15 protein-coding genes are annotated in these 21,959 nt (G+C 73.1%); 10 read left to right on the top strand and 5 right to left on the bottom strand.

Annotated features, from left to right (window positions below):
• Nucleotides 1-9: 9 nt before the first annotated feature.
• Nucleotides 10-3,762 carry a multifunctional oxoglutarate decarboxylase/oxoglutarate dehydrogenase thiamine pyrophosphate-binding subunit/dihydrolipoyllysine-residue succinyltransferase subunit gene (locus POD19_RS11585; RefSeq protein WP_144818297.1) on the bottom strand — a complete coding sequence of 1,251 codons (3,753 nt, stop codon included), beginning with the start codon at nucleotides 3,760-3,762 and terminating at the stop codon, nucleotides 10-12.
• Between the two features lie 200 nt (nucleotides 3,763-3,962).
• On the opposite strand from POD19_RS11585, the gene POD19_RS11580 reads away from it, so the two are divergent.
• The 6 genes from POD19_RS11580 to POD19_RS11555 all read left to right on the top strand — a co-directional run bounded on the left by POD19_RS11580 (nucleotide 3,963) and on the right by POD19_RS11555 (nucleotide 10,800).
• Nucleotides 3,963-5,444, top strand: coding sequence for a GMP reductase (locus POD19_RS11580; RefSeq protein ID WP_144818299.1), 1,482 nt, complete (start codon nucleotides 3,963-3,965; stop codon nucleotides 5,442-5,444).
• Between the two features lie 184 nt (nucleotides 5,445-5,628).
• Nucleotides 5,629-6,945, top strand: coding sequence for a hemolysin family protein (locus tag POD19_RS11575; RefSeq protein ID WP_041104315.1), 1,317 nt, complete (start codon nucleotides 5,629-5,631; stop codon nucleotides 6,943-6,945).
• Nucleotides 6,942-8,000, top strand: a complete 1,059-nt coding sequence (locus tag POD19_RS11570) for a hemolysin family protein (protein WP_041104317.1) — start codon at nucleotides 6,942-6,944, stop codon at nucleotides 7,998-8,000. The genes POD19_RS11575 and POD19_RS11570 overlap by 4 nt, the downstream gene beginning before the upstream one ends.
• A gap of 75 nt (nucleotides 8,001-8,075) precedes the next feature.
• Nucleotides 8,076-9,083, top strand: coding sequence for a metal ABC transporter substrate-binding protein (locus POD19_RS11565; RefSeq protein ID WP_041104319.1), 1,008 nt, complete (start codon nucleotides 8,076-8,078; stop codon nucleotides 9,081-9,083).
• A 2-nt stretch (nucleotides 9,084-9,085) separates the two neighbouring features.
• On the top strand, nucleotides 9,086-9,985 hold the full coding sequence (locus tag POD19_RS11560) for a metal ABC transporter permease (RefSeq protein ID WP_041104321.1): 900 nt from the start codon (nucleotides 9,086-9,088) through the stop codon (nucleotides 9,983-9,985).
• Nucleotides 9,982-10,800 carry a metal ABC transporter ATP-binding protein gene (locus tag POD19_RS11555; RefSeq protein WP_144818301.1) on the top strand — a complete coding sequence of 273 codons (819 nt, stop codon included), beginning with the start codon at nucleotides 9,982-9,984 and terminating at the stop codon, nucleotides 10,798-10,800. The genes POD19_RS11560 and POD19_RS11555 overlap by 4 nt, the downstream gene beginning before the upstream one ends.
• Before the next feature lie 19 nt (nucleotides 10,801-10,819).
• Here the strand turns inward: POD19_RS11555 and POD19_RS11550 are convergent, their stop codons facing one another.
• Nucleotides 10,820-11,266: a Fur family transcriptional regulator gene (locus tag POD19_RS11550; RefSeq protein ID WP_049160055.1), complete on the bottom strand. Its 447-nt coding sequence runs from the start codon at nucleotides 11,264-11,266 to the stop codon at nucleotides 10,820-10,822.
• A 415-nt stretch (nucleotides 11,267-11,681) separates the two neighbouring features.
• On the opposite strand from POD19_RS11550, the gene POD19_RS11545 reads away from it, so the two are divergent.
• Both POD19_RS11545 and POD19_RS11540 read left to right on the top strand, forming a co-directional pair.
• Nucleotides 11,682-12,503 carry a sulfurtransferase gene (locus tag POD19_RS11545; RefSeq protein ID WP_340309481.1) on the top strand — a complete coding sequence of 274 codons (822 nt, stop codon included), beginning with the start codon at nucleotides 11,682-11,684 and terminating at the stop codon, nucleotides 12,501-12,503.
• 44 nt (nucleotides 12,504-12,547) lie between these two features.
• Nucleotides 12,548-12,976, top strand: coding sequence for an HIT family protein (locus POD19_RS11540; RefSeq protein WP_049160060.1), 429 nt, complete (start codon nucleotides 12,548-12,550; stop codon nucleotides 12,974-12,976).
• A 24-nt stretch (nucleotides 12,977-13,000) separates the two neighbouring features.
• Here POD19_RS11540 and hrpA read toward each other — a convergent pair whose 3' ends face one another.
• Nucleotides 13,001-17,104, bottom strand: coding sequence for an ATP-dependent RNA helicase HrpA (hrpA, locus tag POD19_RS11535; protein ID WP_144818303.1), 4,104 nt, complete (start codon nucleotides 17,102-17,104; stop codon nucleotides 13,001-13,003).
• 108 nt (nucleotides 17,105-17,212) lie between these two features.
• On the opposite strand from hrpA, the gene putP reads away from it, so the two are divergent.
• Complete coding sequence (putP, locus tag POD19_RS11530) at nucleotides 17,213-18,847, top strand: sodium/proline symporter PutP (RefSeq protein ID WP_073115753.1); 1,635 nt, start codon at nucleotides 17,213-17,215, stop codon at nucleotides 18,845-18,847.
• Entirely contained in the window at nucleotides 18,844-19,437 is a 594-nt protein-coding gene (locus POD19_RS11525) for a 2'-5' RNA ligase family protein (RefSeq protein WP_144818305.1), read from the top strand. The genes putP and POD19_RS11525 overlap by 4 nt, the downstream gene beginning before the upstream one ends.
• Before the next feature lie 54 nt (nucleotides 19,438-19,491).
• Here POD19_RS11525 and POD19_RS11520 read toward each other — a convergent pair whose 3' ends face one another.
• Together POD19_RS11520 and POD19_RS11515 are read right to left on the bottom strand one after the other, a co-directional pair.
• Nucleotides 19,492-20,907, bottom strand: a complete 1,416-nt coding sequence (locus POD19_RS11520) for an NAD-dependent succinate-semialdehyde dehydrogenase (RefSeq protein ID WP_144818306.1) — start codon at nucleotides 20,905-20,907, stop codon at nucleotides 19,492-19,494.
• A gap of 63 nt (nucleotides 20,908-20,970) precedes the next feature.
• On the bottom strand, nucleotides 20,971-21,720 hold the full coding sequence (locus POD19_RS11515) for a DNA-3-methyladenine glycosylase I (RefSeq protein ID WP_063190326.1): 750 nt from the start codon (nucleotides 21,718-21,720) through the stop codon (nucleotides 20,971-20,973).
• Nucleotides 21,721-21,959 lie beyond the last annotated feature (239 nt).

Below are 21,959 nucleotides of genomic sequence, written 5' to 3'. Positions count from 1 at the left end.
CGGTCCGGGTCAGCGGCCGAAGGCGGCGTCCAGCAGCGTGCTGAGCTCCTGGTCGTGGCGGCCCTTGGTGCCCGCGGAGGTCGCGGCCGAGGCCGGGCGGGACACGAGGGTCACGGGGCCGTCGAGCTGCGGCACGAGGTTCAGTGCCATGAACGGCCACGGGCCCTGGTTCGCGGGCTCGTCCTGCACCCAGGTGACGTCGGCGACCGGGTAGGCGCGGAGCGCCTTGCGGATCTCGTCGAGCGGCAGCGGGTAGAGCTGCTCCACCCGCACGATCGCGGTGGACGTGTCACCGGACTTCTCGCGGCGGGCGAGCAGGTCGTAGTACAGCCGGCCGGAGACCAGCACCACGCGCGTGACGTCCTTGGCGTCCACCCCGGCGTCCGGGATGACCGGCTGGAAGCCGCCCTCGGTGAAGTCCTCCACCGAGTTCGCGGCGGCCTTGAGGCGCAGCAGCTGCTTCGGGGTGAACACGATGAGGGGCCGACGCGGGCGGGCGTAGGCGTGCTCGCGCAGCAGGTGGAAGTGGTTCGCGCCCGTGGAGGGGTTGACCACGCGCATGTTGTCCTCGGCGCACATCTGCAGGAAGCGCTCGATGCGGGCGGAGGAGTGGTCCGGCCCCTGTCCCTCGTAGCCGTGGGGGAGGAGCAGGACCACGGACGAGGTCTGCGACCACTTCTGATCGGCCGAGGAGATGAACTCGTCGATGATCGTCTGCGCGCCGTTCACGAAGTCGCCGAACTGGGCCTCCCACAGCACGAGGGCGTCGGAGCGCTCCACGGAGTAGCCGTACTCGAAGCCGAGGGCGGCGTACTCGGACAGCAGCGAGTTGTAGACCCAGAACTTCGCCTGGTCCTCGGAGAGGTGCCTCAGCGGCGCCCACGTGTCGCCGGTGATCCGGTCGTGGAACACCGAGTGGCGCTGCGTGAAGGTGCCGCGCTGGGAGTCCTGGCCCGCCAGGCGGACCGGCACGCCCTCCATGAGCAGCGAGCCGAAGGCCGCCAGCTCGGCGAAGCCCCAGTCGATGCCGCCGTCGACGGCCATCTTGGCGCGGCGCTCGAGCAGGGCCGCGAGCTTGGGGTGGACCGTAAAGCCCTCGGGCACGTCGATGTGCGCCTGCCCGATGGCCCGCAGCGTCTCGGCCGAGATGGCCGTGGACGCCGGCGCCTCCGGGGCCGCGTCCCGGTCCTCGGCCGGGCGGAGGCCCTCCCCGCCGGAGGCGGGCGCGTCCTCGTGGGTCTCCGCGAAGACCCGCTCCAGCTGCTGCTGGTAGTCCTTCAGGGCGCTGTCCGCCTCCTCCTGCGTGATGTCGCCGCGGCCCACGAGGGACTCGACGTACAGCTTGCGGGTGGAGCGCTTCTGCTCGATGAGGTTGTACATGCGCGGCTGCGTCATCGACGGGTCGTCGCCCTCGTTGTGGCCGCGGCGGCGGTAGCAGACGAGGTCGATGACGACGTCCTTGTTGAACCGCTGGCGGTACTCGAAGGCGAGCTGGGCCACGTGCACCACGGACTCCGGCTCGTCGCCGTTGACGTGGAAGATCGGGGCCTGGATGGTCTTGGCCACGTCGGTGGAGTACACCGCGGAGCGCGCCTGGGTCGGCGGCGTGGTGAAGCCCACCTGGTTGTTCACGACCACGTGGATCGTGCCGCCGGTGCGGTAGCCGGGCAGCTGCGAGAGCTGCAGGACCTCGGTCACGACGCCCTGGCCCGCGAAGGCCGCGTCGCCGTGCACGAGGATCGGCAGCACGGAGAAGGAGTCCGGGCGCTGGCCACCCAGATCGAGGCGGTCCTGCTTGGCACGCACGACGCCCTCGAGGACCGGGTCCACGGCCTCCAGGTGCGAGGGGTTGGCGGCGAGGTACACGCGGGTGCTGTTGCCGGCGTCGGACACGAAGGTGCCCTCGGTGCCCATGTGGTACTTCACGTCGCCCGAGCCCGAGGCGCCGCCCGGGGTGGCCCCCTCGAACTCGCGGAAGACCTGGCTGTAGGTCTTGCCGGCGATGTTGGTCAGCACGTTCAGGCGACCGCGGTGCGCCATGCCGATGGCGACCTCGTCCAGCCCGGCGTCGGCGGCGTCGCCGAGGATGCCGTCCAGCAGCGGGATGAGGGACTCGCCGCCCTCCAGGGAGAAGCGCTTCTGGCCGATGTACTTGGTCTGCAGGAACGTCTCGAACGCCTCCGCGGCGTTGAGTCGGCCCAGGATGCGCAGCTGCTCCTCGCGGGTGGGCTTGGCGTACGGCTGCTCGAGCTTCTCCTGGAACCAGGCGCGCTCGGCCGGGTCCTGGATGTGCATGTACTCGACGCCGATGGTGCGGCAGTACGCGTCACGCAGCACGCCGAGGATCTTGCGCAGCGTCAGGCTGCTCGCCCCGCCGAAGCCGCCGGTGGGCCACTTGCGGTCCAGGTCCCACAGGGTCAGCCCGTGCTCGCGGATGTCGAGGTCCGGGTGGTAGGCCATCGAGTACTCGAGCGGGTCCACGTTGGCCAGCAGGTGGCCGCGGTCCCGGTACGCGTGGATGAGCTGCTGGATGCGGGCGACCTTGCCGATCTGCTCCTCCGGGTTCACCTGCACGTCCTGGGCCCAGCGGACGGGCTCGTAGGGGATGCGCAGGGAGTGGAAGACCTCGTCGTAGAAGCCGTCCTCGCCCAGCAGGAGGCCGTGCACGATCTTCAGGAACTCGCCGGAGCCGGCGCCCTGGATCACGCGGTGGTCGTACGTGGAGGTGAGGGTGATCGTCTTGGAGATCGCCAGGTCGTGCAGCGTGGACTCGGCGGCGCCCTGGAAGGCGGCCGGATAGGTCAGCGCGCCGACGCCGATGATGGCGGCCTGGCCCTGGGACAGGCGGGGCACCGAGTGCACGGTGCCGATGCCGCCCGGGTTGGTCAGGGAGACCGTGGTGCCGGCGTAGTCGTCCATCGTCAGCTTGTTCTTGCGGGCGCGCTGGACGAGGTCGTCGTACGCCTTCCAGAAGCCGCGGAAGTCGAGGGTCTCGGCGGCCTTGACGTTGGGGACCACGAGCGCGCGGGTGCCGTCCGGGCGGGGCAGGTCGATGGCGAGGCCGAAGTTCACGTGGGCCGGCTCCACCATGGTGGGCTTGCCGTCGCGCTCCTCGTAGGTCACATTCATCGAGGGCATGGCCGCGAGCGCGCGGACCACGGCGTAGCCGATGAGGTGGGTGAAGGAGACCTTGCCGCCCCGGGTGCGGGCCAGGTGGCTGTTGATGACCACGCGGTTGTCGATCAGCACCTTGGCCGGCAGGTCGCGCACGGTGGTGGCGGTGGGCATGGACAGGGAGGCGTCCATGTTCGTGGCCACGGCCTTGGCCATGCCCTTGAGGACGGTGGCCTTCTCCTGCTTCTCGTCCGCGGTGGTGGCGGTGGTGTCGGCGGGCTCGGAGGGCACGGCCTGGGCCGCCGGGGTCTTCTTGGGCTTGGGGCCGGTGCTGACCGAGGTCTCCTTGGGCTGCGCACCCCGGGCCGGGGCGGTCGCCGCCTTCGGCTCGGTCACCTTGGCGGAGGCCTTCGGCTCGGCCCGGGCGGCGGTCTTCGGCTCGGTCTTGGCGGCGGCCTTCGGCTCGGCCTTGGCGGCGGCCTTCGGCTCGGCCTCGGCGGGGGCGCTGGCCTCGAGACGGGCGAAGATCTGTGCCCACTGCCGGTCCACGGAACCGGAGTCCTCGCGGTACTTCCGGTAGATCTCGGCCACGAGCCGTTCGTTCCCCGGGAACTCCTGTGCGAGCCGGTCCGACGTGAGTTCTGGCACTGTGTAACGCCTCTTCCTGAGCCTTGGGATGCGATGTGCTGCGCCGGGCCACCCGCGCGGCGCGCGTGGGGCCGGGAACGCCTCGAGACATCATAGTTCTTCGACGCCCCCGGTCGGAATGCCGCGGCCTCGGCTCGACTCCGCTCCCGGCGGACGCGCGGGGGGCTCTCGGCGTCCGCCTCGTCTGGGAGACTGACGCCATGCGCTTCCTCACCGACCCGGCCGTCGACCTGACGTACAACGACGTCTTCCTCGTGCCCTCGCACTCGGACGTCGCCAGTCGCATGGACGTGGACATCGCCCCGGATGACGGCACGGGCGCCACCATCCCCCTGGTCTCCGCCAACATGACCGCCGTCACCGGGCGCCGGATGGTCGAGACCATGGCCCGGCGCGGCGGTCTCGGGATCCTGCCGCAGGACATCCCGGCGGACGTGATCCGGGACGTCGTGCGTCGGGTGAAGGTGGCCCACCCCGTGGCGGACACCGCCCTGACCGTCGGGCCGCAGGACACGGTGCTGGACCTGCTCCACCTCGTGGACCGCCGCAACCACGGGGCCGTCTGCGTGGTGGACGCGCACGGCGGGCTGCTCGGCGTGGTCCGCCCCCAGGACTGCGAGGGCGTGGACCGCTTCGCCTCGGCCGCCTCCGTCATGCACCCTCCGGCGGTGACCCTCACGCTCGCCGAGCTCGGCGGCACGGACGGGGCCCCGAGCAAGGAGGCGCTGCAGGCGGCCTTCGAGCGCCTGCACGCCGCGCGCCAGGAGATGGCCCCCGTCGTGGACCCGGCGGTGGGGACCGCCGCCCCCGTGCTGCGCGGGGTCGTCACCGCGGCGGGCCTGCTGCGCTCGTCCTTGTTCACGCCCGGTCTCGACGACGACGGACGGCTCCGCGTCGGCGCCGCCGTCGGCATCAACGGGGCGGTGGGGGAGAAGGCCGCCGTCCTGGTCGAGGCCGGCGTCGACGTGCTCGTCGTGGACACGGCGCACGGTCATCAGCGGACCATGCTGGACGCGCTCGCTGCGGTGCGGGCCCTCGACCCCGGCGTGCCCGTGGTGGCCGGCAACGTCGTCTCCGGCGACGGCGTCCGGGACCTGGTCGCGGCCGGCGCGGACATCGTGAAGGTGGGCGTGGGCCCGGGCGCGATGTGCACCACGCGCATGCAGACCGCGGTGGGCCGGCCGCAGTTCTCGGCGGTCCTGGAGTGCGCCGCCGCGGCCCGCGAGCTCGGGGCACGCGTGTGGGCGGACGGCGGGGTGAAGCACCCGCGGGACGTGGCGCTCGCGCTGGCCGCCGGAGCCAGCTCGGTGATGATCGGCTCGTGGTTCGCGGGGACGCTCGAGTCTCCGGGCGACCTCGTGCACGGTCCGGACGGTCGGCGGTACAAGGAGAGCTTCGGCATGGCCTCGGCCCGTGCGGTCCAGCACCGCACCCGCCACGAGGACGCCTTCACCAAGGCCCGCAAGGCGATGTTCGAGGAGGGCATCTCGTCCTCGCGCATGTACGTGGACCCGCGCCGCCCGTCGGTGGAGGACCTGCTGGACACCATCACGTCCGGTGTGCGCTCGTCGCTGACCTACGCCGGCGCCCACGACCTGGCGGAGTTCCGCGACCGCGCCGTCGTCGGCCTGCAGTCCGCGGCGGGCTACGAGGAGGGCCGGCCGGTCGCCTCGTCGTGGTGAGGCGGCCGCATGCCCTTGCTCGTTCCGCCGGGGCCTGACGCCCCTATACTGGGCGGACTATGGATCACCCTGACACCTGTGTGCCAGACCGCTCGTCCGCCCACGCGGACGCGGCCGGATCGGAGCCTTCCAGTCCCGGTGCCCCGCACCGCCGCCCGGCCCGCCGTCGAGGGGGTGAGGTCGGGTGGAGTGGCTCCTGCTGATCCTCGGCCTGGCCCTGATCGTGGGCACCGGGTTCTTCGTGGCCGTCGAGTTCGCCATGATCGCGATCGACGTGCCCACCGTGCAGCGCATGGTGGACGCGGGTGACCGCGGCGCCGAGCCCCTGCTGCGCTGTCTCAAGTCACTCTCGACCCAGCTCTCCGCGTGCCAGCTGGGCATCACTCTGACCACACTGCTCACCGGCTACGTGATGGACCCGGCGATCAGCCGGCTCATCGACCCGCTGCTGCTCCAGGTGGGGCTGCCGGCCGGCGTGGTGGGCACCGTCTCGCTCGTCGTCGCGATGGTCGTGGCGACCCTGCTCTCGATGCTCCTCGGCGAGCTGATCCCCAAGAACATGTCCATCGCCGAGCCCATGGCGATCGGCCGCGCACTCGCCCGGCCCCAGCTCGTGTTCAGCACCGTGTTCAAGCCGGCGATCCTGGTCCTGAACGGGTTCTCCAACGGCGTGCTGGCCCGCGTGGGCATCGAGGCCAAGGAGGAGATCTCCGGCGCCCGCAGCCCCGAGGAGCTCTCCTCGCTGGTCCGCCGCTCGGCCCAGCTGGGCACGCTCGACGCGCAGACCGCCACGTTCCTGGACCGGACGCTGCGCTTCGCGGACCGCACCGCCGCGGACGTGATGACCCCGCGCATCCGCGTGGAGACGGTGAGGGAGGACCAGGCTCTGCCCGAGGTCCTGGACCTGGCCCGCAGCACCGGCTACTCGCGGTTCCCCGTGATCGGCGACTCCTCGGACGACATCCGCGGCGTGGTGCACGTGAAGAAGGTCGTGGCCGTGCCGCGGGAGCGCCGCGCCGACCTCGAGGCCGGTGCACTGATGACGGAGGTCATCCGCGTGCCGGAGACCGTGCACCTGGACCAGCTGCTGGCCGAGCTGCGCGACGCGAACCTGCAGATGGCCGTCGTCGTGGACGAGTACGGGGGCACCGCAGGGGTGGTCACGCTCGAGGACGTGGTGGAGGAGATCGTCGGCGAGGTCGCGGACGAGCACGACCGCGTCACCCCGGGGGTCCTCCAGACGGCCTCCGGCCGCTGGTACTTCCCGGCGGAGCTGCGGCCCGACGAGGTGCGGACCCAGATCCCGGCCCTCGTGGTGCCGGAGGACGGGGCCTACGAGACCGTCGGCGGGTACATCCTGGCCCGACTGGGGCGCCTGGCGGAGGTCGGGGACGTGGTGGACGTGGACGGCGGCACCCTGACGGTCGAGCGGATGGACGGCCGCCGCATCGAGCGCGTGCGCTTCGACCCGGCCGCTGAGGACGAGGAGACGCGCGCATGAACGGGGACGTCGTCGGACTGCTGTGGCTGGTGGTCCTGTTGGCCGCCAACGCCTTCTTCGTGGCGGGCGAGTTCGCCGTCATGGGCGCCCGCCGGGCGCAGATCGAGCCGCGGGCCGAGGCCGGCTCCCGCCAGGCCCAGGTGGCGCTCTACGCGATGGAGCACGTCTCCCAGATGCTGGCCGTCTGCCAGCTCGGCATCACGGTGTGCTCCCTGCTCATCCTCAACGTGTCCGAGCCGGCGCTGCACCACCTGCTCGTCGTCCCGATGGCCGCCCTCGGGGTCCCGTCCGCGGCGGCGGACGTGACCGCCTTCGTGCTCGCGCTGCTGGTGGTCACCTTCCTGCACGTGACCCTGGGCGAGATGGTGCCCAAGAACGCCGCCGTCTCGTTCGCGGACCGCGCCGTGATGCTGCTGGCCCAGCCGCTCGTGTGGCTCTCGAAGCTGCTGCATCCCGTCGTGGCCGCGCTGAACTGGACGGCCAACCTCGTGCTGCACGCCTTGCGCATCGAGCCGAAGGACGAGGTGGCCTCCTCCTACACGCTCGAGGAGGTGCAGTCGATCGTGGCCGAGTCCACCCGCTCGGGCACCCTGGAGGACGAGTCCGGCGTGCTGCACTCGGCCCTCGAGTTCTCGGACCACCGGGCCGGGGACGTGATGGTGCCGCTCGAGCGGGTCGTCACCGTCCCCGAGGGGATCACGCCGCACGACTTCGAGTGGACCGTGGGCCGCGTGGGCTTCTCCCGGTTCGTGGTCGAGGACCCCGACGGCGGCTACACCGGCTACCTGCACCTGAAGGACGTCCTCACCGTGGGCCCGTCGGGACACGACGAGCCGATCCCGCTCACGCGCGTGCGCTCGCTGGCCAACGTGCGGCTCGAGGACGAGGTCGAGGACGCACTCGCGCTCATGCAGCGCACGGGCTCCCACCTCGCCCGGGTCATCACGCCCGAGGGCGAGACCGCGGGCATCCTCTTCCTCGAGGACGTGCTCGAGGAGCTCGTCGGGGAGATCAACGACGTGACGCAGTCGCCACGTCGGTTCCGGCCCGCGTGAGCGTCGCGCGGGCGGCGCGGTGCTACTGTTGAGAACCGATTTCACACATCCTCCCGACACGAACGAGGTCGCCCCATGCTCCGCCGCCGTCGTCTGCCCGCCCTGACCGGGGCCCTCACCGCGCTCACCCTGAGCCTCGCCGCGTGCGGCGGGACCAGCGGCGACTCCGCGGGCGAGCAGGCCGCGGGCGCCTCTGCTGCCGCCGGGTCCGGCTCGGCCGCGGGCGCGCCCGTGGCCGTCGCCACGACGACGCAGCTCGGCTCCGTGCTCGACCGCGTGGTCGCGTGCGCCGACGCCCGCAGCGTCACGGTGATGGGCCCGGGGGATGATCCGCACGACTTCTCCGCCTCGTCCGCGCAGGTGAAGGACATGGTCTCCTCCGGCCTCGTGTTCTCCAACGGCCTCGGCCTCGAGGGCGGCATGGAGTCCGCCCTCGCCAACGCCGAGGCGGACGGCGCGACCGTCGTCGAGGTGGCGCCCCAGCTGGATCCGCTGCCCTTCGGCGGCCATGACCACGCCGAGGAGGGGGCGGGCCACGAGGGCCATGACCACGGGTCCGAGGACCCGCACGTCTGGATGGACGTCGCCCGCATGGCGAGGGCCGCCGAGCTGATGGGCGACACGCTCGCCCAGGAGCGGGGTGACGAGAGGTTCGCCGAGTGCGGCGCGACCGTGCGCGGGGAGCTCGAGCAGACGGACACGCAGGTCCGGGAGATCCTCGCCGGGGTCCCGGAGGACCGCCGCACGCTGGTCACGGACCACGACGCCTACGGCTACTTCAGCGAGGCCTACGACTTCACCGTGTCCGGCGTCGTCGTCCCGGGCGGCTCCACCGACGGCGAGCCCTCCTCCCAGGAGATCGCCGAGCTCGCCCGGTCCATCCGCGACGGCGGCGCAGACGCCGTGATCACGTCCGTGGGCGCGCGCAACAGCCTCGTGGACACCGTGGCCGAGGAGGCCGGCGACCTGCCGGTCATCGAGGTCTACGAGGGCGGCGTCGGCCCGAAGGACACCCCGGAGGCGGACTACGCCGAGGCCATGCTCCTCAACGCCCGCACCCTCGCCGACGCGCTGGAGGGCTGAGGATGGACTGGCTGCTCGAGCCCTTCCAGATGGGATTCCAGCAGCGCGCCCTCGTCGGCGGACTCATCGCGGTGGTGATGTGCTCGGTCGTGGGCACGTGGCTGGTGCTGCGCGGGATGAGCTTCTTCGGGGACGCGTTCGTGCACGGTGTCCTGCCGGGCATCGCCCTGGCGGTCGTCACCGGTGGCAGCCCCCACCTCGGTGCGGCGGTGGCCGCCGTCGTCATGATGGCGGGCATCTCGCTGGTGCACCGGGCCACCACCCTCAAGGAGGACACCGCCATCGGCCTGCTCTTCGTGGGGATGATGGCCCTGGGCGTGGTGATCATCTCCAAGTCGGACTCCTACACGGGATCGCTCACGTCGATCCTGTTCGGCGATGTGCTGGGGGTCAGCGTGGACGGCATCGTGACCCAGGCGGTCATCGCCGTCGTGGTGATCGCCCTGGCCCTGCTGCTCTACCGGCCCCTGCTGGCGCTGAGCTTCTCCGAGGTCAAGGCGCGCTCGCTGGGCATGCGACCGGGGCTGACGCACACGCTGCTGCTGGTGATGATCGGCGCGGCCGTGATCGGTTCGTTCCAGGCGGTGGGCACGGTGCTCGTGTTCGGCCTCCTCGTGGGACCGCCCGCGACGGCGGCGCTGCTGACGCGCAGCGTGCCCCAGATGATGCTCGTCTCCGTCGTGATCGGCGCGGCGTGCGTCGTCACCGGGCTCACCCTCAGCTACCGGCTGGGCACGGCGGGTTCGGCCACCATGGCGCTCATGCCGATCCTGCTGTTCTTCGTGGTGCTCGCCGTCCGCGCCGCCGTGCTGGCGCTCCTGGGCCGGCACGTGCGCTCGCGCGCGCAGCGTGAGCAGGAGGCGCCGGTCGTGGCCCTGCCCGGAGCGGAGGCCCCCCGATGAACGCGTCCTTCCCCGCGGGCGCCGCGGCGACCCCGCCTCCCCTCGCGGTCGCCCGGGCGCTCGAACTGCGCCACGGCTCGCACGTGGCCGTCCGACCCTCCGACTTCACCCTGCCGGCCCGGCGGCTGATCGCGGTGATCGGGCCCAACGGCTCCGGCAAGTCCACGCTGCTGACCGCCCTGGCGGGCCTGAGCGACCCGGCCTCCGGTGCGCTGGAGGTGCTCGGCGAGGACCCGCGGCGGCGCACGCAGCGCACCTCCTTCGTGATGCAGTCCATCGGCGTGCCCCAGGGCGTGCCGGTGACGGTGCGCGACGTCGTCGGGATGGGCCGGTACCCCACGCTCGGGTGGTTCCGCCGGTTCCGGAAGCGGGACCGGGACATCGTGCGGGCCGCCATGGAGCGCATGCAGGTCGCGGACCTGGCGCGGCGGCACCTCGACCAGCTCTCCGGCGGCCAGCGCCAGCGCGCCTACGTGGCCCAGGGCCTCGCCCAGGACCACGACGTGCTGCTGCTCGACGAGCCGATGACGGGCCTCGACATCGTCTCCGCCCGCACGATCGACGACCTCCTCCACGAGGAGCCGACGCGCGGGGTGTCCGTGGTCTACACGACCCACGATCTCGACGAGGCCGCGGAGGCGGACCATGTGGTCCTGATGGGCGGGCGTGTCGTGGCCTCGGGCCCGCCGCGGGACGTGCTCACGGTCGAGAACCTGGACATCGCGTACGGCCGGGGCGCCCTGCACGGGCCCTCCAAGGCGGTCGAGGACGCGGCGGACTTCCTGGACGACCCCGCGGGCGGCATCCGCCACTGACCGGGGCCCGGCCCCGGGGTCAGGCCGCGCGGGTGCGCCCCTCGGCCCGGCAGCGGGCACAGACGCCGGTGATCTCCACCGTGTGGTCCGCGTCCGTGAAGCCGTGCTCCGCGGCGACGGCGGTGGCCCACGCCTCGACGTGGGGGGCGGTGACCTCGACGGTGGTCCAGCAGATCCGGCACACCAGGTGGTGATGGTGGCCCTCGTCCTCGCACCGGCGGTACACGGTCTCGCCGTCGTCGCGGCGGAGCATGTCCACGAGGCCGTCGTCGAGCTGCTGCTGCAGGGTCCGGTACACCGTGGCCAGCGAGACGCGTTCGCCCTGGTCCTGGAGGCGGGCATGGAGCTCCTGCGCGCTCACGAAGTCCGGGATGCGGTCCAGGGCTCGGTCGACGGCGGCCTTCTGCCGGGTCGCCCGGGGACGGGCGACGCGGGGGCCGGGCTGGGGGGCGCTCACGGTGCTCACGACTCCTTCTGCGGCGGCTGCCGCCTCCTTGCGCGGTCCGGAACGGGTCCGCGCGGGCCATCCTCCAGGTTATCAGCGGCGCCGAAGGGGGCGTGGAGTAGGGTGTCCGGGTGCACAGCGAGAGCCCGGACCCATCCCCTGTCCCGGACCGCGACGGCGCCGCCCCCGATCGACCCGACCCGCTGATCGTCGTCGACGAGAGGCAGGGCCGCGTGGTCCCGGCGCCCACGGCGGCCCCGCCCTCGGCCCATGACGCCGGCGGCGACCCGGACGCGGACACCGACGGCGTCGATCCCGAGGCCGCCGAGCCGCCCACCCTGGTGACGGTGGACGTGCTGGCCGGCTGGCTCGGCCTGGCCCCCGTCGAGGACCTGCCGCCGGTGCCCGGGGGCCCTGCCTACGCCCAGCCGGGCCGATGCCGCCCGAACCGGGTGATCCTGCTCGACGTCCGGTTCCGGGCCACGGGGGCGGGCCGGACCACGCCGCCTATCTCCAGGGCCATCTGCCCGGCGCCGTCTACGTCTCCCTGCCCAGCCAGCTCGCCGGCCACGCCGGTCCGGCGGCGGGGCGCCACCCCCTGCCGGACGCGCGCCAGTTCGCGGAGACCGTGCGGATGTGGGGGATCGACGAGGGCGACACCATCGTGGTCTACGACGACGACCACGGCCTGTCCGCCGCGCGCGCCTGGTGGCTGCTGCGCCACGCGGGGCTGCGGGACTCCGTGCTCCTGGACGGCGGCCTCGAGGCGTGGCGCGCCGCGGGCCTGCCCCTGCAGCCCGGCGAGGTCATCCCGGTGCCCGGCACCGCCCGGCCGTCGTGGGGCCGCATGCCCGTCGTGGACACGGCCGGCGCCGAGGCGATGGCCTCCGGCGGTCTGCTCCTCGACGCGCGGGCGGCCGAGCGCTACCGCGGGGAGGTCGAGCCCCTCGACCCCGTGGCCGGTCACATCCCCGGGGCGCGGAACGTGCCCACGGCGGAGAGCATCGCCGAGGACGGTCGCCTGCGGCCCGCCGCGGAGCTGGCGGAGCGGTTCGACGCCGTCGGCGTGGACGACGCCACTCCCGTGGCCGTGTACTGCGGTTCGGGCATCACCGCGGCGCACGCCGTGCTCACCCTGGCCGTCGCGGGGCGACCCGGAGTGGCGCTCTACCCGGGTTCGTGGTCAGCATGGGTCCAGGACCCGTCCAACGCCGTCGCGGTCGGCCCCGAGCCCGACGGCGCGTCCGGCCGGGACTGACGACCCCCGGGGCCCCGCCCCGCCGACCCCTCAGGAGGATCCCCATGGCCACCGTCTTCAGCAGGATCGTCGCCGGCGAGCTGCCCGCCCGCTTCGTGTGGCAGGACCAGACATGCGTCGCGTTCCTGTCCGCCGCGCCGCTCCAGCCGGGGCACACGCTCGTGGTGCCCCGTGCGGAGGTGGACGAATGGGTGGAGGTCGACCCGGCGCTGGTCACGCACCTGACGACGGTCGCCCAGCAGATCGGCAAGGCGCAGGTGGCGGCGTTCTCCGCGCGCCGGGCCGGGCTCATGATCGCCGGCTACGAGATCCCGCACCTGCATGTGCATGTGTGGCCCTCCACCTCGCTCGCCGACTTCGACCTGGCCCGCGTGGACAACGCCCCCGATCCGGCGGACCTGGACGACGCCGCCGCCCGCCTGCGCGCGGCCCTGCGGGACCTGGGCCACGGCGAGGTCGTCCCGCAGGACTGACGGGCCGCGCCGCCCGGACCCGACTCAGGCGCGCGTGGCCCGGGCGAGCGCCTGACGCACCCGCTTCTCGGAGACCGAGACGGCCGTGCCCAGCTCCTGGGCGAAGAACGAGACGCGCAGCTCCTCGATGAGCCAGCGCACCCGCTCCAGCTCCGCGGGCACGGGCGTGCCCGCGAACCGGGCGCGGTGGGCCGCGACGGCGGCGTCGAACTCGTCCTCGAGCCCCTGCACCACCGCCATGTGCTGCCCGTCGCGCTGCAGGTGGCCGCCGGCGTCCAACCGGTCCAGGCGCGTCAGGATGCCCTGCAGGTAGCGCGGCAGGTGCTGCAGCCGCTCCCATCCCGTGGCGGCCACGAAGCCGGGGAACACGAGCTGCTCGAGGTGTGCCTTCACGTCCGACAGCGCCGGCGCGAGGGCGAGCGAGACCGAGCCCTTGAGCCGGCGTCGCACCTGCGCGGCCCGGGAGAGCACCTGCTCCACCAGGGACGTGACGGCGAAGACCGTGTCGATCAGGTCGGCCCGCACCCGGTCGAACAGGGCGCGGAACGCGGCCTCGTCGAACGGCAGCTCGTCCCCGACGAGACGGTCGACGGCGGCCTGCGTGCAGTCCGCGACGAGGGAGTCCACCGAGCCGTGCGGATTCTGGGTGAAGGTGAGCTTCTCCCTGTTGTCCAGGTGGTCCAGCACGTAGCGCTGGGGGCTGGGCAGGGTGGCCAGCAGCAGCCGGATCACCCCGGCCCGGTGCCAGGCCGCCTGGTCCTCCGCGGACCGGGCCACGGTCAGGCCGGCCGCGGGGCCGCCGTCGGGCGTGGTCTCGGGCACCAGGCTCGGGTAGCCCGTGATGGCGGGGCCGCGCGCCCCGGCCGCGGTGGAGACGGTCTTCGGCACCGTGCCGATGCTCCATGAGGTCAGCCCGTGCCGCTCCTCGAAGGCCGGCGTCGCGCCGGACCGCCCGGGGCCCTCCGGGCGACGGCGTCCCTCGGCCCCGGCCCGCCCGTCGGCCTGGGCCCGGCCGCCGCGGCCCGTGCCGCGCGGCCCCGGCCGGGCCGAGGCGGGGTCGTCGGTGCCGGCGAGCCGGGCGGCGATCGCGGAGCGGTTGGCCTGCGCGAGCCGGGCCTGCAGCGCGGGCAGGTCCTGGCCGGCGCCCATCACGGCGCCGCGGGCGTCCACGACGCGGTAGTCCATCCGCAGGTGCAGGGGCACCGCGTCCGGGGCCCACAGTCCGGGCTCCACCACCACGCCGCGCACCCGGCGCACGGCCGCGGACAGCGCGTCCGGCAGCTCGTCCCGCAGCGGGTCGGCGTGGGCCTCGAGGTCCGCGACGAGCTGCTGGGCCACGTCCGGGGCGGGCACGAGGTTCTTGCGCACGGCCTTGGGCAACGCCTTGATGAGGGCGGTGACGAGCTCGACCCGCAGGCCGGGGACCAGCCACGCGAAGGGGCCGGGGGAGACCTGGTTGAGCAGCAGGATCGGCACGGCCACGGTCACGCCGTCGGTGCCGGCCGCGCCGGTCGGGTCGTACGTGTACTCGAGGTCGAGCTCCACGTCGCCGCCGGGCATCGGATACGTGAACGTGGTGGGGAACGCGTCGGTGTCCAGGTCCTCGGCGTCGGCGGTGAGCAGGGCGGCGACGTCGAGGTCCAGCAGGTCCGGCTGATCCTGGCGCGCCTTCTTCCACCACGCGTCGAAGTGCCGCTCGGAGACGACGTTTCCCGGGATCCGCGCGTCGTAGAAGGCGAACAGGTCCTCGTCCCCGATCCGCAGGTCGCGGCGGCGCAGGCGCGTCTCGAGGGCGTCGACCTCCTCGAGCGCGGCGCGGTTGCGGGCGAAGAACCGGTGGCGCGTGCGCCAGTCGCCCTCCACGAGGGCGTGCCGGATGAACAGCTCGCGGGAGAGCTCCGGGTCGATGCGGCCGTACCGGACCGAGCGGTCCGGGATCAGGGTGACGCCGAACAGCGTCACCTTCTCGCGCGCGACGACGGAGCCCGCCCGCCGCGACCAGTGCGGCTCGTTGTAGGCCCGCTTGACGAGGTGGCCGGCGACCTCCTCGGCCCACTCCGGCTCGATCCGGGCCACCGTGCGCGCCCACAGCCGTGAGGTCTCCACGAGCTCGGCGGCCATGACGAACGGGTGGCGCTTCTTGAACAGGGCGGAGCCGGGGAACACGGCGAAGCGGGTGCCGCGGGCGCCCGCGTACTCGCGACGGCGCTCGTCGTAGGCGCCGATCTGCGCGAGCAGGCCGGTGAGCAGGGACTTGTGCACCGCCTCGTGCCGGCCCACCGGGTCCACAGGTCCGGCCTCGACGGTGAGGCCCACGTCCTTGGCGAGCTGGCGCAGCTGGCGCACCAGGTCCTGCCACTCCTGCACGCGCAGCCAGTTGATGTGCTCACGGCGGCACAGCTTCCGGAACTGGGAGCCGGAGAGCTCCTTCTGCCGCTCGTGCAGGTAGGCCCAGAGGTTCAGGATCGCGGAGAAGTCCGAGTTCTCGTCCGCGAACCGGCGGTGCAGCTCGTCCGCGGCCTCGCGCTGCTCCGTGGGGCGCTCGCGGGGGTCCTGGATGGTCAGGGCCGCGGCGATCACCATGACCTCCCGGACGCAGCCGCGTTCACCGGCCTCGAGGATCATGCGGCCCAGCCGCGGGTCAACGGGCAGACGGGCCAGGCGGCGTCCGACCCGGGTGATGGTGCCGGCGCGGGCGCCGCCGGCCTCGAGCGCGCCGAGCTCGGTGAGCGTGGTGGCGCCATCGGTGACCTGTCGGCCGTCCGGGGGCTGGACGAAGGGGAACTCCTTGACGTCGCCCGGGGTGCGGGCCACACCGAGGGACAGCATCTGCAGGATCACCGAGGCCAGGGAGGTGCGCAGGATCTCCGGGTCCGTGAACTCGGGGCGGGAGAGGTAGTCCTCCTCCGAGTACAGGCGGATCGCGATGCCGTCCGAGGTGCGGCCGGACCGGCCCGCGCGCTGGTTCGCGCTGGCCTGGGAGACACGCTCGATCGGCAGGCGCTGCACCTTGGTGCGGTGCGAGTACCGCGAGATGCGCGCGGTGCCCGTGTCGATCACGTACTTGATGCCCGGCACGGTCAGGGAGGTCTCGGCGACGTTCGTGGCCAGCACGATCCGCCGGCGCACCCCGGCCCCGGCGCGGCCGAACACGCGGTGCTGCTCCGCCATGGACAGGCGGCCGAACAGCGGCAGGATCTCCGTGCCGGCCAGGCGCGTGGTGCCGGCGACGACGCCGGTCAGGTGGTCCGCGGCCTCGCGGATCTCCCGCTCGCCCGGCAGGAACACGAGGATGTCACCCGGCGGCTCGGCGGCCAGCTCGAGGACGGCGTCGCCGATCGCGTCGAGGGGGTCGCGGGTCTCGGCGGCGTCGTCCGCATCGTCCTCGGGGTCGTCGGGGGAGGGCTCGTCGGTCAGCGGCCGGTAGCGGATCTCGACGGGGTAGGTGCGCCCCGAGACCTCGATGATCGGCGCCGGGACCACGCGGCCGCCGTCGTCGGCCTCCACCGCGTCCGCATGGTCCTCGCCCGCGGCCAGCGGCCGGCCGAAGTGCCGGGCGAAGCGCTCCGGGTCGATGGTGGCCGAGGTGATGATCACCTTCAGGTCCGGGCGCTGGGGCAGCAGGTTGCGCAGGTAGCCCAGGAGGAAGTCGATGTTGAGGCTGCGCTCGTGGGCCTCGTCCACGATGATCACGGAGTAGCGGCGCAGCTGCGGGTCGTGGGGGATCTCGGCCAGCAGGATGCCGTCCGTCATGACCTTGACCCGGGTGGCCTTCGAGGTCTGCGTCGTGAAGCGGACCTGGTAGCCGATCGTCTGCCCGATCTCCTCGCCCAGCTCCTGCGCGATGCGCTCGGCCACGGAGCGGGCGGCGATGCGCCGGGGCTGGGTGTGGCCGATCGAGCCGGCCTCCCCGAGCCCGAGGGCCAGGCACATCTTCGGCAGCTGCGTGGTCTTGCCCGAGCCGGTCTCGCCCGCGACGATCACCACCTGGTGGTCGCGGATCGCGGCCATGATCTCCTCACGGCGCTCCGCCACCGGCAGGTGTTCGGGGAACGTGATCGCGACGGCGTCGTGGGGCGTCGCCGACGGCTGCGCGGCGGGCGTGGAGGGCGGGGGAGTCTGCGTCATGACGGCCTCCATCCTAGGCGCGCGGGGGCCCGGGCCGACCCGGACGGGGCGAATCTGGGACGGACCTGGGACTGGGGTTGAGAGTCCGGATGTGATTCCCTGGAGCCCATGGACACGAACACCGTCTTCCTGTTGGCGGCGATCGGCCTCTATTTCCTCGCGATGATCGCGATCGGCCTGTACGCCTCCCGCAAGAACACCGACCTCGACGACTACATGCTCGCAGGACGCGACATGAAGCCGTCCGTCGCGGCGCTCTCCGCGGGTGCGTCCGACATGTCCGGCTGGCTCCTGATGGGCCTGCCCGGCGCGATCTACGCCGCGGGCCTGGTCGAGGGCTGGATGGCGGTCGGCCTGACCGTGGGCGCGTGGGTGAACTGGCGCGTGGTCGCCCCCCGCCTGCGCTCCTACACCGAGGTGGCCGGGAACTCGATCACGATCCCGTCCTTCCTCGAGAACCGATTCAAGGACCGCACGCACATCCTGCGGATCGTGGCCGGCCTGATCATCCTCGTGTTCTTCACCTTCTACGTGTCCTCGGGCATGGTGGCCGGCGGCAAGTTCGTCGAGTCCACCTTCGGCCCCGACTCCTTCTACGCCCAGGGCATCAGCATCAACTACCTCACCGGCATGCTCGTGGTCGCGGGCATCACGGTGCTCTACACCCTGTTCGGCGGCTTCCTCGGCGCCTCGCTGACCGACGTGGCCCAGGGCATCCTCATGTTCCTCTCCCTGCTGGCCGTCCCCATCGTCGTGATCCTGACCATGGGCGGCTGGGACGCCGTCGTCGAGGGCATCCGCGCCGCCGACGCCGCCGGCGGCGGAGTGAACCACTTCTCGATGTTCGAGAACGCAACGCTGATCGGCGTCCTGTCCTCCCTCGCCTGGGGCCTGGGCTACTTCGGCCAGCCGCACATCATCGTCCGCTTCATGGCCCTGCGCACCCCGCACGACGCGGCCGTCGCCCGGCGCGTCGGCATCGGCTGGATGGCGCTGTCCGTGTTCGGTGCCGTGATGGTGGCCCTCGTGGGCATCGCCTACTTCCAGGCCAACCCCGGCACCACGCTCGAGGACCCGGAGACCGTGTTCCTGGTGCTGGCCTCGATCATGTTCCACCCGTTCGTGGCCGGCCTGGTGCTGGCCGCCGTCCTCGCCGCGATCATGTCCACGCTCTCCTCGCAGCTGATCGTGTGCTCCTCCGCCCTGGTGGAGGACCTCTACATGCTGCGCGGGCGCACCGGTTCCCCGACGTTCACCCTGTGGCTCGGCCGCATCGGCGTGCTGGTGGTGGCGCTCGTGGCGGGACTGCTCGCCCTCAACCCGGACTCCTCCGTGCTCGAGCTCGTCTCCTTCGCGTGGGCCGGCTTCGGCGCCGCCTTCGGCCCTGTGATCCTGCTCGCCCTGTACTGGCCGCGGTTCACCTCGTGGGGGGCGATGGCCGCCATGGTCACCGGCGCCGCCGTCGCCTGGGTGTGGTCCGAGGCCAGTGCCGAGACGTGGGAGTGGTTCGGCCTGTACGAGCTGCTGCCGGGCTTCGTCGCCGCCTTCGTGGTGGGTGTGGTGGTGTCCCTCGTGACCCAGCGCTCGCGCCGGGTGCAGCGGCGGATCGACGCCGAGTTCACCGGCGCGATCGACATCGTGGCCGGCCGCGAGCCGGACCCGGACGTGGCCCCGGCCGCTATGACGCGCGACGCCGCCGGGGGCTCGACCGCAGCCGCCGCGGATCCGCGCGCGCAGGCGTGAGGCTCTTCCTCGCGATCCGTCCGCCGAGGGCCGCGCTCGACCACCTCGAGCCGGCCCTCGACGGCGTCCGGGACCGGGCCGGACGCGCGCTGTGCTGGACCGAGCCGGAGCAGCGGCACCTGACGCTGGCGTTCCGCCCGGAGGTGCCCGCCGGCGCCGTGGACGACGTCGTCGCCGTCGCCGGCCGCATCGCGGCGGGACATGGCCCGCTGGACCTGCACCTGGCCGGAGCGGGGGAGTTCTCGCACCGCACGCTCTGGGTGGGGGTGGGTGGGCAGGTCCGGGAGCTCGGCGCGCTCCTGGCGGAGCCCTGGCTCGCCGACGACGACGGCCGGGACCGCCGGCGCGCCCACCTCACCGTGGCGCGGGTCTCGGGGGCCGCGCTCCGACCTCGGGGTCGGAGGCGGGGCGAGCCCCGTCCGCCGGCGCCGGCCACCGTCCTGCTGGCCGAGGCCGTGCGCGCGCTCGGCGTGTACCGCGGGCCGGAGTGGACCGCCGACGAGGTCGAGGTCGTGGCGTCCCGGCTCGGCGAGGGCCGGTCCGGCGGGCCGCTGCACGAGGTGCTGGCGACCGTCCCGCTGCGCGGCTGAGAGGCCGACGGGGCGGCCGGAGCGGGAGACCCGCCCGGCCGACCCGGCCCCGGGTCAGCCCTCCAGGGGGCCCTGCACCGCGTACAGGCGCTTGTTGGCGAACTCGTCCACGGCCATGGGGCCGAGCTCGCGGCCGAAGCCCGAGCGCTTCACGCCGCCGAAGGGCAGGTTCGCGCCGGCGGCGGAGGCGAGGTTCACGTTCGCCATGCCCACCTCGAGCTGGTCGGCCACGCGCTTGGCCTCGTCCAGGTCCGTGGAGAAGACGGCGCCGCCGAGACCGTACTGGGAGTCGTTGGCCAGGGCCACGGCCTCCTCGGCCGAGGACACCTTGTAGACCACGGAGGCCATGCCGAACAGCTCCTGCGTGTAGGCGGGGTTCTCCTGGTCCACGTCCGTGATCACGGCCGGGGAGACGTAGAAGCCCTCGCCCTCGGGGCCGGAGACGCGCTCGCCGCCCACGTGGACGGTGGCGCCGGCCTCCTTGGCCGCGGCGATCTGCTCGGCGAGCCCGTCGGCCGCAGACTCGGAGGACAGCGGGCCGTAGACGTCGGCGTCGCGCGAGGTCGGGTCGCCGGGCTTCATCTCCGAGGAGCGCTGGACCAGCTCGTCCACGAAGTCGTCGTAGAGGTCCTCCATGACGATCATGCGCTTGTTCGAGTTGCAGGCCTGGCCCCAGTTGCCCATCCGGGTGGCCAGTGCGTCGCGGGCGGCGGCGCGGGCGTCCGGCGCGGAGAGCACGATGTACGGATCGGAGCCGCCGAGCTCGAGGACGACCTTCTTGAGGTGCCGGCCGGCCTGCTCGGCGACGGCGGCGCCGGCCCGCTCCGAACCGGTGAGGGACACGCCCTGCACGCGCGGATCGGCGATGATCGTGGAGATCTGGTCGTGGGTGGCGAACACGTTCTGGTACACGCCCTCCGGCAGTCCGGCCTCGGTGAAGAGCTCTTCCAGCAGCTGCGCCACCTGGGGGTTGATCTCGGCGTGCTTGAGCAGGATGGTGTTGCCGAGCATGAGGTTCGGCGCCACGAAACGGGCCACCTGGTACACCGGGAAGTTCCACGGCATGATCCCCAGCAGCGGGCCGATCGGCAGCCGCTGGACGAACGCCTCCTGCCCGGAGAACTGCTTGATCGGCTGGTCCGCGAGCAGCTCCTCGGCCTCGTCCGCGTAGTACCCGAAGATCTGGGCGCTGTAGCGCACCTCGCCGACCGCCGCGCCGAGGGACTTGCCCATCTCCGTGGTGATCACCGCGGCGATGTCCTTGGACCGCTCGGCCAGCAGCTCGGAGATCCGCTTCACGACGGCGGCGCGCTCGGCCACCGACTTCCGGGACCACTGCTCGTAGGCGGCCTGCGAGGCGTCGAGGGCGTCGGCGATCTGCTGATCCGTGGCGTTGTCGAAGGACTTCAGCAGCTCCCCGGTGGCCGGGTTGATTGTGCGGTAGCCCTGAGAGGCGGAGGTGGTGGTCATCAGTCGTCACCCTTTCGTGTGGACGTCCTGCGTTGAGTTCCCCATCCTGCCGGAGGCCCCCGCTCACTCCCAGATCCCGGACGCCCCTCTTCGCCACGAGCCGAGAAGGTGGGTGTCCACGATCCCGGCGGCCTCCAGCAGGGCGAAGCAAGTGGTCGGCCCCACGAATCGGCAGCCATGCGCCTTCAGCGCCCTCGCGAGCGCGCGCGACTCGTCCGAGGTCGAGGGGACCTGCGCCACCGTCTCCGGCCGTGGGGTCGCGGCAGGCTGGTGAGCCCAGACCAGCCCCGGCAGGCCGGTGGCGGGACGGTCGCCGTCGCCGTGCCAGGCGGGGCCCGCGCCGGGGGAGCCCGGGTGCAGCGGGGCGAACCGCTCGCCGCGCATCCCGACGACGGCTTGTGCGTTCGCGACCGCGGCCTCGATCTTGCGCCGGTTCCGGATGATGCCGGGGTCCGCCAGCAGTGCCTCGACCTCCGCGTCCCCGAACGCCGCGACGGCGTCCGGGTCGAAGCCCGCGAACACCTCCCGGAACCGCGGCCGCTTGGCCAGGACGGTCCGCCAGCTCAGGCCCGACTGGAACGCCTCGAGCACGAGGCGCTCGAACAGGCCCCGCTCGTCCGTGACGGGCAGGCCCCACTCCGTGTCGTAGTACTCCCGCAGCAGCGGATCCCGTGCCGCCCACGGCGGGCGGGCCCGCCCGTCCTCACCCACGACGACGCCACTCGGCGGCGCCTGTCGCCCGTCGGCCGGTGGATCCTCGGCGAGGGTGGAGACGGGGGCGGGGAGGCCGTCGTCGGCGTGGTGCGCGCTCATGCACCCGAGCCTAAGAGCGGCCCCGGACATCCGGAGCCGGAACGCGACGCCCGGGGACGCAACGCCGTCTGCGGACACCTGTGCAGGAGGCGCGGCCGGACCTCGTCACTCGAGCCGCCCGGCCCGCAGCGGCACGTGCGGCGAGGGGGGAGATGCTGGGGGCGACCGCGGTCGGGGCCACGCCAGCCGGGAGCGCGCCCAGGGCAGGCCGACCGGCGAGGGCAGGCTCGCGCCGCGCG

Origin of the sequence: Micrococcus sp. GPGPB33, from assembly GCF_037853785.1 — a bacterium.
Taxonomy (GTDB): Bacteria; Actinomycetota; Actinomycetes; order Actinomycetales; family Micrococcaceae; genus Micrococcus; species Micrococcus luteus.
The sequence above is the reverse complement of the archived record's forward strand: the minus strand, read 5'-3'. Positions and strand labels throughout refer to the sequence as shown.